14 protein-coding genes are annotated in these 12825 nt (G+C 68.6%); 7 read left to right on the plus strand and 7 right to left on the minus strand.

Annotation, left to right across the window (positions count from 1 at the left end):
• Nucleotides 1–31: 31 nt before the first annotated feature.
• The 3 genes from AC3A5K_RS09630 (at nucleotide 32) to AC3A5K_RS09640 (ending at nucleotide 1410) form a co-directional block, all read left to right on the plus strand.
• A complete protein-coding gene (locus tag AC3A5K_RS09630; protein ID WP_487617303.1) occupies nucleotides 32–424 on the plus strand; it encodes a MerR family transcriptional regulator in 393 nt (130 codons plus the stop codon).
• A 234-nt stretch (nucleotides 425–658) separates the two neighbouring features.
• Nucleotides 659–1036: a DUF1428 domain-containing protein gene (locus tag AC3A5K_RS09635; protein WP_487617304.1), complete on the plus strand. Its 378-nt coding sequence runs from the start codon at nucleotides 659–661 to the stop codon at nucleotides 1034–1036.
• The gene (locus AC3A5K_RS09640) at nucleotides 1036–1410 is read left to right on the plus strand and encodes a nuclear transport factor 2 family protein (RefSeq protein ID WP_487617305.1); all 375 of its coding nucleotides are present in this window, start codon (nucleotides 1036–1038) and stop codon (nucleotides 1408–1410) included. Before AC3A5K_RS09635 ends, AC3A5K_RS09640 begins: the two co-directional genes overlap by 1 nt.
• A gap of 177 nt (nucleotides 1411–1587) precedes the next feature.
• Here AC3A5K_RS09640 and AC3A5K_RS09645 read toward each other — a convergent pair whose 3' ends face one another.
• Both AC3A5K_RS09645 and AC3A5K_RS09650 read right to left on the minus strand, forming a co-directional pair.
• Nucleotides 1588–2403 (minus strand): hypothetical protein, encoded by an 816-nt coding sequence (locus AC3A5K_RS09645; protein ID WP_487617306.1) that lies wholly within the window; start codon nucleotides 2401–2403, stop codon nucleotides 1588–1590.
• An 89-nt stretch (nucleotides 2404–2492) separates the two neighbouring features.
• The gene (locus AC3A5K_RS09650) at nucleotides 2493–3008 is read right to left on the minus strand and encodes an MgtC/SapB family protein (protein ID WP_487617307.1); all 516 of its coding nucleotides are present in this window, start codon (nucleotides 3006–3008) and stop codon (nucleotides 2493–2495) included.
• Between the two features lie 237 nt (nucleotides 3009–3245).
• Between AC3A5K_RS09650 and AC3A5K_RS09655 the strand changes: the two genes are divergently transcribed.
• The gene (locus AC3A5K_RS09655; protein ID WP_487617308.1) at nucleotides 3246–4358 is read left to right on the plus strand and encodes an alkene reductase; all 1113 of its coding nucleotides are present in this window, start codon (nucleotides 3246–3248) and stop codon (nucleotides 4356–4358) included.
• Between the two features lie 53 nt (nucleotides 4359–4411).
• Here AC3A5K_RS09655 and AC3A5K_RS09660 read toward each other — a convergent pair whose 3' ends face one another.
• Both AC3A5K_RS09660 and AC3A5K_RS09665 read right to left on the minus strand, forming a co-directional pair.
• On the minus strand, nucleotides 4412–4795 hold the full coding sequence (locus AC3A5K_RS09660) for a hypothetical protein (RefSeq protein ID WP_487617309.1): 384 nt from the start codon (nucleotides 4793–4795) through the stop codon (nucleotides 4412–4414).
• A 107-nt stretch (nucleotides 4796–4902) separates the two neighbouring features.
• Nucleotides 4903–5274, minus strand: a complete 372-nt coding sequence (locus AC3A5K_RS09665) for a hypothetical protein (protein WP_487617310.1) — start codon at nucleotides 5272–5274, stop codon at nucleotides 4903–4905.
• A 204-nt stretch (nucleotides 5275–5478) separates the two neighbouring features.
• On the opposite strand from AC3A5K_RS09665, the gene AC3A5K_RS09670 reads away from it, so the two are divergent.
• The 3 genes from AC3A5K_RS09670 to AC3A5K_RS09680 all read left to right on the plus strand — a co-directional run bounded on the left by AC3A5K_RS09670 (nucleotide 5479) and on the right by AC3A5K_RS09680 (nucleotide 8741).
• A complete protein-coding gene (locus AC3A5K_RS09670; RefSeq protein ID WP_487617311.1) occupies nucleotides 5479–6102 on the plus strand; it encodes a dihydrofolate reductase family protein in 624 nt (207 codons plus the stop codon).
• 433 nt (nucleotides 6103–6535) lie between these two features.
• Nucleotides 6536–6925: a BlaI/MecI/CopY family transcriptional regulator gene (locus AC3A5K_RS09675; protein WP_487617312.1), complete on the plus strand. Its 390-nt coding sequence runs from the start codon at nucleotides 6536–6538 to the stop codon at nucleotides 6923–6925.
• 1 nt (nucleotide 6926) lies between these two features.
• Nucleotides 6927–8741: a M56 family metallopeptidase gene (locus AC3A5K_RS09680; protein WP_487617313.1), complete on the plus strand. Its 1815-nt coding sequence runs from the start codon at nucleotides 6927–6929 to the stop codon at nucleotides 8739–8741.
• 223 nt (nucleotides 8742–8964) lie between these two features.
• Here AC3A5K_RS09680 and AC3A5K_RS09685 read toward each other — a convergent pair whose 3' ends face one another.
• From AC3A5K_RS09685 to AC3A5K_RS09695, 3 genes are all read right to left on the minus strand, one after another.
• Nucleotides 8965–10125 (minus strand): AAA family ATPase, encoded by a 1161-nt coding sequence (locus AC3A5K_RS09685; protein ID WP_487617314.1) that lies wholly within the window; start codon nucleotides 10123–10125, stop codon nucleotides 8965–8967.
• A 34-nt stretch (nucleotides 10126–10159) separates the two neighbouring features.
• Nucleotides 10160–11197 carry an SMP-30/gluconolactonase/LRE family protein gene (locus AC3A5K_RS09690; RefSeq protein WP_487617315.1) on the minus strand — a complete coding sequence of 346 codons (1038 nt, stop codon included), beginning with the start codon at nucleotides 11195–11197 and terminating at the stop codon, nucleotides 10160–10162.
• Nucleotides 11198–11279: 82 nt separating this feature from the next.
• The gene (locus tag AC3A5K_RS09695; RefSeq protein WP_487617316.1) at nucleotides 11280–12653 is read right to left on the minus strand and encodes an MFS transporter; all 1374 of its coding nucleotides are present in this window, start codon (nucleotides 12651–12653) and stop codon (nucleotides 11280–11282) included.
• Between the last annotated feature and the right edge of the window lie 172 nt (nucleotides 12654–12825).

The following is a 12825-nucleotide window of genomic DNA, read 5'->3' on the forward strand; positions in this document are numbered from 1 at the left end:
ACCCGGGTACGGAGTCAAGCGGATGGATCACATGACCGTGTCGCAACTGGCTGCCCGCGGCGGTGTGGGCGTCGAGACGATCCGCTTCTACCAGAGGCGCGGGCTGCTGGAGACGCCCTCGCGCGCAGCAGGAATCCGGCGCTACGCCGAGCGCGACCTGCGCCGTCTGCGTTTCATCCGCGGTGCCCAGGCGGCCGGTTTCACCCTGGACGGCATCGCCGAACTGCTCACGCTGGACGCCGTCGAAGACCGCGCGCAGGTGCGCGCCCTGGCCAGCGCGCGCATCGGCGATCTCGATGCCCGCATTGCGGAATTGCAGCAGGCCCGCGATGCGCTGGCCGCGCTGGCGCAACGCTGCAGTCGCGAGGACGGCGGACCCTGCCCGATCCTCGACGCCTTCGACACGGTGCCGCTGCTTCGTTGAGCCGCCCCGGAGTGACATCTGCGCGGCGCGCTCGCCCGGGGATCGATTACCCGACACGCGATCCACCCGCGACGAATGCACCACCCGCAGCCTGCGATCGCCCGAGGTACCGCGCTTTTCATGAATGCGCGATCGTGACGTGTCGATATCGATCGCCCTGATACGTCGTGCAGACGACCGTGGCAATCCGCCGCGTCGCCGACCGCGCATCCGCGCCTCTACCGGGAGACCCACATGTCCTACATCGATGGTTTCGTGCTTGCCGTCCCGACGGCCAACCGCAGCAAGTTCATCGACCACGCCAATCTCGGCGATGCATTCTTCGTCGAGCTGGGCGCGTTGCGCGTGCTCGAATGCTGGGCCGATGACGTGCCCGACGGCAAGCTCACCGATTTCCGCAAGGCCGTGCAGGCGACCGCCGACGAGACCGTGGTGTTCTCGTGGATCGAATGGCCGGACAAGGCCACGCGCGATGCCGCGTTCGCGAAGATGATGGACGGCAGCGATCCGAGGATGGATCCGGAAAAGAACCCGATGCCGTTCGACGGCAAGCGCATGATCTTCGGCGGATTCACCCCGGTGGTCGAACTGACCGGAGGCAAGCCGCGGTGATGCGCACCCACGTCGCCATCGCGCAGGCCTGCTTCCAGGCCTATGCCGAAGGCGACCGCGCGAAGTTGGATACGGTGCTCTCGCCCAGCCTGCGGTTCACCAGCCCCTTCGATCATGCGATCGACCTGCAGACCTATCTCGACACCTGCTGGCCCTCACACGCAGAGATCTCGGGCTACCGCTTCATACGTACGATCGAGTCCGGAGACGAGGTCGTGGTGACCTACGAACTGCAGCGTCGCGACGGCATCACGGTGCGCAATACCGAAGTCCTGACGCTGCGCGCCGGTCGCATCGAGGCGGTGGAGGTGTACTTCGGCTGGAACGTGCCACATCCGGTGCCGACGGGACGCCATCTGACCAACGGTACCTGAGCCGACGTGGGCTTGCTCGCGTCCGTACGCGGCCTGCGTACGGACGGTCGGAGCACGCGTCAGCGTGTCGCCGCGCGCCTCGTCCGTCGAGAAGCGATGGAGAATGCTGCAAACAAAAGGCGCGCCCCGAGGGGCGCGCCTGTTCCGGCTTGAATCGTCAGCTGCAGAGCTGCGCGATCAGCGCACCCGGAAACGATCGTTGTCGTCGCGACCGCTGTCGCTATAAGAGCCCGAGCTGTAGTGCTCGTGCGAGACATAGGCATCCTGCACGGCCGCCTTGGCGCGATCCCACTCGAGTGTGGACTCGCCGCGACGCGTCCCCCAGTCGCGCGACAGTTCACTTTCCAGCGAATCGTCCCACGCGCGGTCCGGATGGCGGCTGCGCGCGTGCGCGCCGTAGCGGTAGGCAGGCTGATAATCCTCGAAGCGGTCATCGGTATCACGATACGACGCCTTCTCGAAGGCACCGCTGTGATACGCATCGCTGCGCTCGTACAGATCGTAAGTGCGATCGGTGCGATCCCAGGCATCGCGAACCGCCGGCTTGGCCTCGTCCCACGGCAAACGCGATTCACTCCGCGCCGTTTCCCAATCGCGCTTCAGTGCCTCTTCGGAGTCTTCCCAGCCGCGGGCGCGATCGGCCTCGCGGGCCTGCAGTCCGAAACCGTAAGCCGGCGCGTAGTCACGGTCGTACTCGTAATCCGACTTCACGTACGGGCGATCCCGATGGGCTTCGCGCCAGTATTCGGCTTCGCCGGTCGGATCGACGCGTTCGGCCACACCCTTGCCGACCGCAGCGCCTGCCACGACGCCCACGGCCGCGCCGACGAGCGTGCCGATCGGGCCGAACACCGTGCCTGCTGCCGCACCTGCAGCCGCGCCGCCTGCAATGCCGCCGACACCGACGCCGATCGGGTGTGCGCCGGGTGTTTTGGTGATCGGATCGCGATTGAGATCACGTCCGCCATCGCGGATATCGTCGTGCTTGGTCATCGGAAAGCTCCAGGTGAGTTGTGGTTTCCACCCTGCGCGTCCACGCATGAAGCTGCCGTCGGCGTGACGCGAATACGCCGTCAAGACGTTCAGCTGTCGTGGCCGGAGATGTCGTCCGATGGCTTGGCCGGTTGCCGCGCAGGACGCTGGATTCTCGGAATCGCGCCGACTACCAGCAGGGCCACAAACGTCGTCGCCAGCGCGACCATCTCCTGCCCCATGCCCGCGGCCATGCCGATCGCCGCCGTCATCCAGACACCCGCGGCCGTCGTCAGGCCTTCGACGCGTTCACCTTTGTCGAGCTTCAGGATCGCGCCTGCACCCAGAAAGCCGATGCCCGACACGACGCCCTGCATCACACGCGTCACGTCCGCTCCATCGATGTCGGCCAGCAATGGCGCCAGCACGAACAGCGCTGATCCGATCGACACGAGAATGTGCGTCTTCAGTCCCGCCGCGCGGCCCTTGTGTTCGCGTTCCCAGCCGACCAGGCCGCCGAGGATCGCGGCCACCAGCACACGGACGACGATGGTGGTCAGGGTGTCGACGTCGGGCAATGCGAGTTCGCGCGCCACGGCCGTGCCGATCTGCGACCACACACTCATCGAACGCGCGCCGGCAGGTTCCACACGGAGATCGCAGGCATGACAGATCGGGACATCGGGCAATCTCGGATGGACTGGGCGGACCCTAGCGCCGCTGCGGTCGCATACCGGTGAACGGGGCTGTCAGGTGCAGGCAGCGCGTCGATGCAACGTTGCGTCCCGGCAGGCGTGTGTCGCCGCCCCTTGCAAGCCGCACGCCCGGCAACATGTCGGGAAGCCCCCACCCGGATCCCGCCCATGCCCAGCCTGTTTTCCCCCCTGACCGCCGGCGCACTGTCGCTCGCCAACCGCGTCGTCATGGCGCCGCTGACCCGCAACCGTTCGCCGGATGCGATTCCGCCGCCGCGTACCGCGCTCTATTACGCGCAGCGCGCGACCGCCGGTCTGCTGGTCACCGAGGCCACCGCGATCACCCATCAGGGCCAGGGCTACGCCGATGTGCCGGGGCTGTACGCGCCCGAGCAGCTCGAGGGCTGGCGCCGCGTCACCGATGCGGTGCATGCCGAAGGCGGCCGCATCGTCGTGCAGCTGTGGCATGTGGGCCGCATCTCGCACACCTCGCTGCAGCCCGACGGCCAGGCGCCGGTCGCGCCGTCGGCGATCGCGGCCAAGAGCAAGACCTTCATCCATGACGCCGACGGCAACGGGACCTTCGTCGACACCTCCACGCCGCGGGCGCTCGAACTCGACGAACTGCCGGGCGTCGTCGAGGACTACCGCCGCGCCGCGCGCGCCGCGATCGATGCCGGCTTCGACGGTGTCGAAGTCCATGCCGCGAACGGCTATCTGGTCGACCAGTTCCTGCGCAGCGGCAGCAACACGCGCACGGACGCCTACGGTGGCAGCATCGAAAACCGCGCGCGGTTCCTCGGCGACGTCATGCGCGCCGTGGTCGAGGAAATCGGTGGTGATCGTACGGGTATCCGCATCTCGCCGGTCACGCCGGCCAACGATGCGCACGATCCGGATCCGCAGCCGCTGTTCGCGCATGTCGTCGAGGTGCTGGCGCCGCTGGATCTCGCCTTCGTGCACATCATCGAAGGTGCCACCGGCGGTGCGCGCGATTACACGCAGGGCAAAGCCCCGTTCGATTACGCCGCTCTGAAAGCGACCTACGCGAAAGCGGGTGGCACCGGTGCGTGGATCGTCAACAACGACTACGGCAAGTCGGACGCGGAAGCCGCCATCGAATCGGGTCACGCCGATGCGGTGGCCTTTGGCCGTCCCTTTATCGCGAATCCGGATCTGGTACGACGCCTGCGCGAAGATGCGCCGCTCAACACGCCGGATCAGGCCACGTTCTATGGCGGTGGCGACGCCGGTTACACGGACTATCCGACGCTCGATTGAGGTCGGCACGCGCGCCGCCGGTCATCGACGGCGCGCTTCTTTCGGGAACCGGTTTACGGACGCGGTGTCGGCGTGGTCTGGAATTCCTGACCGGTCAGGGGATCCCGTGCCCGGCCGGGTCCGGTTTCCTGCGCGCCGGGCACGATGCGCCCCTGCGCGTCCCGCACCTGCGCGGGCACCGCACGTGGCGCCATCGGTTCGTTTGCAGGCGTTGCCGGCTGAGGCCGCATCGGCTGCGCAGGTCCTGTCGACGGAATCGTTCCCGGCGGCTGGCCACGCTGCGAAGGCGCAGCCGGAACCGCGGGGGTCACAGGCGCAGCCGGCTGCAAAGCCGGACGCGCCGGCGGGGTTGGTTGCTGCAGTTGCTGGGCGAATACCGGCGCCGATGCGATCGCGAGCAGCATCGGCACACCAAGCTTGAAGATGGGACTTGTCATGACGCCTCCGGGGCGCGGGTGAACATCGACCCTATGCCCCGCCCTATGCAGGCCCCATGAAGTTGCCGCAGTCATGGCCCGGCATTCCGCCGGGCCATGCGCGCCGTTCAGTCGACGCAGATCGTCGAGGCGACGCCATCACGCACGCGCTGCTGGCAGCCGAAGGGATTGGTATCGACGCTGCAGCTGCCACCGACCTGGGTGCCATCGACGCTGCCTTCGGGTGCGAGGCACTGGCCTTCGCACTGCTCGGACTCGGTGCACGCCTTGCCGGCATCGGTGGTCTGGCGCAGGCACTGCTTGACCGGCGCACGGCCGAGCTGGGTCCACTCTCCACCGACGGCAGCGCAGCCGGCCTCGTTGGTGACCGAAGCCCGGTCAGGACCGCCCACCGGCGTGACGGTGTCGGTACGCTCGGCCGGCGCACTGCAGGCAGCCAGCAGGCCGACGAGAAGAATGGAAGCGAGGCGCTTGATCATGGCGAGGGGTCCGCGGTTGGAATGGCGGCGAGTCTAGCCACGCCGATGTGAACCCGTCAGCACGCCTGCGTCCGGGCGCGCGACCCCGTGCGACGGGTTGATGCGTTGCAATCGCCTGCCCGCCGGATGTCGATTTCGCGGCCCGCCAGACGTCGTCATGATGAGGCCGCCCTTCGGCGGACGTTCCGTTACCGGAGACATCGCATGCGCAAACTGACCGTTGCCGCCTTCGTCAGCCTCGACGGCGTCCTGCAGGGCCCCGGGGGTCCGCAGGAAGACACCCGCGGCGGATTCGCCCACGGCGGCTGGACCGTGCCCTTCGCCGATGCGGTCTTCGGCGAGACCATGGACGCGCTCTTCTCGCAGCCCTTCGAACTGCTGCTCGGCCGTCGCACCTATGACATCTTCGCCGCGCACTGGCCCCGCGTGCCGGCCGACAGCGGCGACGCCGGCCTCGCGACGCTGTTCAACGGCGTGACCAAGCACGTCGCCACGCATCGGCCCGAATCGCTGGGCTGGCAGAACAGCCGTGCGCTCGGCGACGACGTCATCGGCGCGCTGCGCCAGCTGAAAGCGCAGGACGGCCCCGACCTGCTGACCCAGGGCAGCGGCGCACTCGTGCAGCAGCTGCTGGCGACGGATCTCGTCGACACCCAGCAGCTGATGACGTTCCCGGTGCTGCTCGGCGCCGGCAGGCGGCTGTTCGGCACCGACGCGCAGGCGGTGACCTTTTCGCTGCAGACGTCCGTCGTCTCCCCGACCGGCATCGTCGTGTCGCGCTATTCGCGCGCAGGCGCGGTGGAGACCGGGTCGTTCGGGCTCGATTGAACGTACCGCGGCTTCAGCACTGCACGTGCAGGGTGACGCCCGCAGCGCGAGATGCCGTGATCGAGCGCACCGCCTGCGTGCCGGTTGCGTAGTGCGGCGAACAGGCGACCGCGTCGCGCGTCGTGTGTGAGCACGTCCCCAGCGCATCCGAGCGGTCACGAATCGGCAGGCAGGCGTCGTTCGGAGATCACCGCCCCCCGTAAGCCAGCGCGCGCGCGCCGGGATCGGCGTGATCGTGGTGTGTATCAGACGGATGGCGACGCGATGCGGGGTGCTGGACGACGGGAGACGGCTCGAGCAGCCGCTGCAACTTCGCGTCCCGAGCGAGAGTCCAGGCGCCACCCCGCCATCCGTCGGAATGACTTCCCGCCTATTGAATACACCTGTAGTCAGGCGCAATCTGCCTACAGTTGTAGTCACCAGGGAACGCGCCATGCGCAATAAGACCGTCGGGGACCAGGAACTGGCCCTGCTGCAGCACATCGCCGAACACGAAGCCGCATCCGTCGGCGAGGTCGCCGCCACCTTCGGCGAGCCGCGCGGGCTGGCCCGTTCCACCGTGCTGACGATGATGGAGCGCCTGCGCGCGAAGGCCTACCTCAAGCGCAAGCTGGGCGACGGCGGCGTGTACCGCTACTCGGCCACCGCGCGCCAGGACGACGTGGTGCGCAACGCGGTCGGCAGTTTCGTCGAGAAGACGCTGCAGGGTTCAGTGTCGCCGTTCGTCGCGTGGATGTCGGAGCGCAAGGACATCAGCGCCGACGAACTCGCCGAACTCGAGGCGCTGGTCGCCAACCTGCAATCCAAGCGCAAGGAGCGTTGAGATGGCCCTCGAACTGATCAGCGACATCCTGCTGCCGCGCCTGCTGGCTGCGAGCGTGCAGTCCACGATTTTCGTCGCCGTGGTGTGGGCGCTGTGCCGCTTCGTGCCGCGCCTGTCCGCCGCGACCCGTTGCTGGCTGTGGTGGCTGGTCGCCTTGCAGCTGCTGGTCGGCCTGGCGTGGTCGAGTCCGATGGGGCTTCCGCTGCTGCCGGTCGAAGCGGTGCAGCCCGCGCTGCAGGTCGCGAAGGTCGCGCCGGCGATCACCTCGCACGAGGCCTCCATCGTCTTCGCCCCGACGCAGGCAGCTGCGGCGTCGCCCGCATGGTCGTGGCCGCTGGCGCTGGCCGTGGCGTGGCTGCTGGGCCTGAGCGTGATGGTCACGCGCAGCCTGCGCGGCTGTCTGGCGACGCGGCGCCTGCTGCGCACGTCGGCGCCCTGTCGCGACCGCAGCCTCCTCCATGCGTTCGCGCTTGCCGCAGAGGCCCATGGCCTGCGTGCGCCGCCGCGTCTGCGCCTGTCGGATACGATCGATTCGCCGCAACTCGTCGGCCCGTGGCGTCCGGTCCTGCTGCTGCCTGCGCACCACGCAGAGTCGATGCAGCCCGACGAGCTCGACATGGCGCTGACCCACGAACTGGTGCATCTGCAGCGCCGTGATCTGTGGCTCGGCCTGGTGCCGGCACTCGCGCAACACCTGTTCTTCTTCCATCCCCTCGCCCATCTGGCCGCACGCGAATACGGCCTGAGCCGCGAAGCCGCCTGCGACGCCGCCGTACTCGAGGGCAACCGTCACTGCGCACGCGAATACGGCCAGCTGCTGCTGCGCCTCGGCGTCGCGCCGCGTCCCTGTGCCGGGCTGGCCAGTGCCTCGCCCGACTTCACCCTGCTCAAGCGGAGACTCACCATGCTCCAGACCACCTCGTCCCTGCCGCGCGTCGTCGCGGTGCTGATGACCGTCGCGATCGGCGTCGTCGGTGTCATGCCCTATCGCCTGACCGCTGCGACGCCGGCTGTCGCATCGCAGACACCTGTTGCCGCAGCGCGCCCGGCGCCCGCATCGAAGCCGACGCCGACACCGCTGCCCGCACCGACGGCGACCGCGACGCACAACGGCGTGATCGTCACGAACCCCGCAGACATGCCCAGGCCGCCTGCGCCCGTCGCGCCGCCATCGCCCGTTGCACCGCCGGAGCCGCCTGCACCGGTCGCACCGCTCGAACCGCTTGAACCGCTCACCGGCGGCCTGCGCGGCACCTTCACCCTGGGCACGCAGCAGGTCGCGAACGCCTTCGTGCTGCTCGACGACGATCACAGCATCGCGGTCAGCGCGACGTCCGATCTGCGCGAAGCCCAGGCGGCACGGCGTGGCGATGCACCGGTGCTGTGGCTGCGCCGGGGCGATGCACGCTACGTGGTCCGCGACCGCGCCACGATCGAGGCGATCCGCGATGCCTACGCCGAAGTGACCGCCCTCGGAGAAGCGCAAGGCGAACTCGGCGCACGGCAGGGCAGCCTCGGTGGGCAGCAGGGCGCGCTGGGCGCACGCCAGGCGGAGATTGCCCTGCAGGCCGCGACGCGCGCACTCGCCGACGTCGACGTGCGGGCACAGGTGGATGCGAACGTGAGCGCCGCCCTGCAGCGCGAGCAGGTCGGCATGCAGGCGGAGATGCAGCGCCTCGCCACCCAGCAGACGGCATTGGCGCGGGAACAGGCTGCACTCGCGACGCGCCAGCAGACCGCCAGCGCGCGCGCCGAACGCGAAGCCCGTGCGTTGATGGATGCGGCGATCCGCACCGGCCTGACCGAGCGCCTCTGACTCCAGAGACCTGCGCAGCGCAGCCGACCGCTGCGCTGCGACCCGATATGCTTTTGCACCACCGGTCCGACACCACAGACCGGTGGTGATCACGTGCGCGACTGCGTGCCGGTCACGCAGGACGACCTCTTCCCGGAGCAGCCCGTGTCCGCATCGCGCGCGCGAAGGCGACACCCTGTTCGTCGCGCCATCGGCAGGCGTCAAGCTGTGAGCCGTTGCTGCCTCAGCGCTCCGGCCAGTGCCAGGCCGGCGCGTCCAGCATCCCCTGCCCCTCGATCGTCGTCTGGCTGTCGCGCTTGACCAGCTGGACCGGGTTGCAGTCGGGGTCCTGCTCCAGCGCCGCGATCAGCCGCGTCGCATGCGAGACCACCCAGACCTGGGTGCGGCGCGACGCGCCCGCGATCAGCCGCGCCAGTGCCGGCAGCAGATCGGGATGCAGGCTGGTTTCCGGTTCGTTGAGCACCATCAGCGGCGGCGGGCGCGGCGTGTGCAGCGCGGCGATCCACAACAGATAGCGCAGCGTGCCGTCCGACAGTTCGGCGGCCGACAGTGGCCGCAGCAGCCCGTGCTGGCGGAACTGCAGCGAGAAGCGTCCGCCTTCCACCAGCACCTCGACGCGCGCGCCGGGAAACGCATCGGCGACCGCGGCATCAAGCGCCTCGACATCGCCGATCTCGCGGATCGTCGCCCAGGCCGCGGCCAGATCGTGGCCATCGTGGCTGAGCACCGGCGTGCGCGTGCCGAGCTGCGGAAGACGCGCCGGTGCATCGGCATCGGCGCGGAAGTGATCGTAGAAACGCCAGCCGCGGATCGTCTCGCGCAGCTGCAGCACTTCGGGCGCATTGCGCGGATCGGCGATCTGGCCGAACAGGCTTTCGAACGGATTCAGATGTTCGCCGGCGACGCGCCAGGCGCGACCGTCGCGCACGCGGACCAGCGCCCCGCGGCGATCGACCAGCGTATTGCCCTGACGCAGGAACGGTCCGCCCCAGATCACCTCGCGCTTGATCTCCGGGTCCTGCGCGAACAGCGACTGCGAGGGCACCGGCAGACCGAGATCGATCGCATACCCGAAATCCTCGCCGGCGAAGCCGAGCTTCAGCGACACCGGCTGCTGACGCGGCCCACCCTCGATCGGCACCTCGCCGCGTCGCATGCGTGCGCTGAGTGTTTCCGGTCCCGCCCATAGCGTGGACTGCAGGCCGCCCTCTCGCGCCAGCGCCGACACCACGCCGCCCTGCGCGGTTTCCGCGAGCAGGCGCAGCGCGCGATACAGGCTGGACTTGCCGCTGCCGTTGGCACCGGTGACGAGATTCAGCCGCCCCATCGGCACGACCAGCGTGTGCAGCGAGCGGTAATGGGCAATGGCGAGCGTGGTGAGCATGGACGTGTGCGGTGCAACGGCGACCTGCGTTGTATTACCGCGACGTCGCAGGCCCTGCGATCTTCAGGCGCACCCGCGCAAGGAAGCTGTCCGATGCCAGATACAGCGTGCGGCCGTCGTCGCCGAAGGTGACGTTGGCGACGGCGCTGCCTGTTTCGATCCGACCCAGCCGCGTGCCATCCGGCGCGAACACCAGCACGCCGCCGGGACCTGTCGCCAGCACGGTGCCATCCGCGGCGACGGTCATGCCGTCGGGCAGGCCCGACGCATCATCGCCGACCAGATCACTGGCGTCGGCGAACACGCGACTGCCCTGCACCGCGCCCGACGCATCCAGCGTGTACGCCATCCAGACCGGACGCGCCGGATCGGAATTGGCGACATACAGCGTGCGCTCGTCGGGCGACAGCGCGAGTCCGTTGGGGAAGGTCAGGCCGTCGTCGAGCAGGTGCACGCGACCATCGGGATCCAGCCGGTAGACACCATTGAACGCCAGTTCCTTGACCGCCGAGTCGTCCAGGCCCTTCAGGCCATACGGCGGATCGGTGAAGAAGATCGTGCCGTCGCTGCGCCGGATCACGTCGTTCGGGCTGTTGAAGCGCTTGCCTTCGAACGCATCGGCCAGCGTGGTCTTGCGCTGCGTCGCCGGATCCAGCCGCGCCACGACGCGACTGCCCGAATCGGCCAGCAGCACCGTGCCTGCCGGTTCGGCATGCAGGCCATTCGCACCGGCCTCGCGCAGCACATCGGTCGGCGGGCCGTCGTAGCCGGACGGCTCGAGGAACACCGACAGGCCATCGGCCTCCGACCAGCGGTGGATGCGGTTCTCCGGCACATCGGTGAACAGCAGATACGCGCCATCCGGAATCCACGCCGGACCCTCGGCCCAGGTGAAGCCATCGGCCAGCCGCTCGATGCGCGCATCGGAGGCGACCACAGCGTCCAGCGCCGGCGCGTATCGGGTGACGCTGCCCACCTGCGGGAAGACGTTCGCGGAATCCGTGGACGATGCGCAGGCGGCCAGCGCGCCCATCAATGGAATCGCGAGCAGCGACATGGCGAGACGGGGCATGCGGACTTCCTGGTCATCGGGCAAGGCCGCCCACGTTACCGCGCTGCCCGGCACTCCGCAGCGGAGGCCGGGCAACACGCCGTCAGCGTGAGGGCCGCACGCGCTCGCGCATGTGCGCTTCGTCGTCGAGCCAGTTCTGGTCCTTGTTCTTCAGGAAGAACACGTAGACCACCAGCGAGACCGCGATGATGGCGGTGGCGTAGATCGCGAAGGTGATCACCTGGTCCGACTTCAGCGCCGCCTGGTACAGCAGCGGCGCGGTGCCGCCGAAGGCCGAGTTGGCCAGCGCATATCCCAGGCCCACACCCAGCGCACGGATGTGCGTCGGGAACAGTTCCGCCTTCACCACCGCATTGATCGACGTGTAGCCGGTCAGGATGATGAAGCCGATGCCCAGGATGATGAAGGCCGACAGCGCGCTGGTCTGCTGCGGCAGCGCCGTCACCAGGTACCAGGTGTAGAGCACGCCGCCGATGCCGAAAAACACCAGCAGGCTTTTGCGGCCGACGCTGTCCGACAGCCAGCCACCGATCGGCTGCAGCACCATCAGGAAGGTCAGCAGACCCAGATTGATCAGCGTGCCCACCATGACGTCGTCGCCGGCGAACGCGGTCTGGATCATCTTCGGACCGTTGACCGAGTAGGTGTAGAACGCGACGGTGCCGCCCGCGGTGATCAGGAAGCACAGCAGCAGCGGACGCCACTGGTTCACGAACAGCTCGCGGATCGAACCGGACGCCTGCGCGCCGCCGGTCTTGGCGGCTTCGATGGAACCCGATTCCAGCGATTCGTCCATCGTGCGACGCAGCCAGAACACCACGATCGCCGCCAGGCCACCGATGCCGAACGCCACGCGCCAGCCCCACTCGGAGATCTGCGAGGTGTCGAGCAGCAGCAGCATCGCCAGCAGCGTCGCCTGCGCCAGCACGTGGCCGCCGACCAGGGTCACGTAATGGAACGAGGACAGGAAGCCGCGACGGCCCGGAATCGCGGCCTCGGACATGTAGGTCGCACTGGCGCCGTACTCGCCGCCCGTCGCGAAGCCCTGGATCAGGCGTGCGATCAGCAGCAGCACTGCGGCCCAGATGCCGATCTGCTCGGCGGTCGGACTGATCGCGATGAGGAACGAGCAGCCCGCCATCACCGACACCGACACCGTCAGCGCCAGGCGTCGGCCGTAGCGGTCGGCGAAGCGGCCGAAGTACCAGGCGCCGATCGGGCGCATCAGGAAGGTCGCGGCGAAGATCGCCCACACGTACAGCGTGGAGTTCTTGTCGTCGGGCGAGAAGAACTGCGACTCGAAGTACATCGCGAACACCGAGTAGACGTAGACGTCGTACCACTCGACGAGGTTGCCGGCCGACCCCTTCAGGGTGTTCGACACGGACCGGCGCAGGCTGGCCGGTCGGGCCGCGTTGGGCGCGGCGGGTGGAGCGACGGAACTCGAAGCACTCATGGGGGAGCCTGCGTGGGGGAGCAAGGAGGCGAGTATAGGCACCGGACCGGGGGTGATCGGCGTCAATAGCGAAGAGGTAGTAGACGGCCGAAGGCCCTCGAACCGCAGGCCGGCGCCCGGCCCGGCGGACGATGTGCCGAATCGGTCGCCCGGACGTGTGATATCCGCCGCC

Source organism: Luteimonas sp. Soil_C_5 (assembly GCF_057656615.1).

Coding starts and splice junctions, on each gene's coding strand:
- AC3A5K_RS09630 (WP_487617303.1), top strand. CDS start 32: ATGACCGTGTCGCAACTGGCTGCCCGCGGCGGTGTGGGCGTCGAGACG.
- AC3A5K_RS09635 (WP_487617304.1), top strand. CDS start 659: ATGTCCTACATCGATGGTTTCGTGCTTGCCGTCCCGACGGCCAACCGC.
- AC3A5K_RS09640 (WP_487617305.1), top strand. CDS start 1,036: ATGCGCACCCACGTCGCCATCGCGCAGGCCTGCTTCCAGGCCTATGCC.
- AC3A5K_RS09645 (WP_487617306.1), bottom strand. CDS start 2,403: ATGACCAAGCACGACGATATCCGCGATGGCGGACGTGATCTCAATCGC.
- AC3A5K_RS09650 (WP_487617307.1), bottom strand. CDS start 3,008: ATGAGTGTGTGGTCGCAGATCGGCACGGCCGTGGCGCGCGAACTCGCA.
- AC3A5K_RS09655 (WP_487617308.1), top strand. CDS start 3,246: ATGCCCAGCCTGTTTTCCCCCCTGACCGCCGGCGCACTGTCGCTCGCC.
- AC3A5K_RS09660 (WP_487617309.1), bottom strand. CDS start 4,795: ATGACAAGTCCCATCTTCAAGCTTGGTGTGCCGATGCTGCTCGCGATC.
- AC3A5K_RS09665 (WP_487617310.1), bottom strand. CDS start 5,274: ATGATCAAGCGCCTCGCTTCCATTCTTCTCGTCGGCCTGCTGGCTGCC.
- AC3A5K_RS09670 (WP_487617311.1), top strand. CDS start 5,479: ATGCGCAAACTGACCGTTGCCGCCTTCGTCAGCCTCGACGGCGTCCTG.
- AC3A5K_RS09675 (WP_487617312.1), top strand. CDS start 6,536: ATGCGCAATAAGACCGTCGGGGACCAGGAACTGGCCCTGCTGCAGCAC.
- AC3A5K_RS09680 (WP_487617313.1), top strand. CDS start 6,927: ATGGCCCTCGAACTGATCAGCGACATCCTGCTGCCGCGCCTGCTGGCT.
- AC3A5K_RS09685 (WP_487617314.1), bottom strand. CDS start 10,125: ATGCTCACCACGCTCGCCATTGCCCATTACCGCTCGCTGCACACGCTG.
- AC3A5K_RS09690 (WP_487617315.1), bottom strand. CDS start 11,197: ATGCCCCGTCTCGCCATGTCGCTGCTCGCGATTCCATTGATGGGCGCG.
- AC3A5K_RS09695 (WP_487617316.1), bottom strand. CDS start 12,653: ATGAGTGCTTCGAGTTCCGTCGCTCCACCCGCCGCGCCCAACGCGGCC.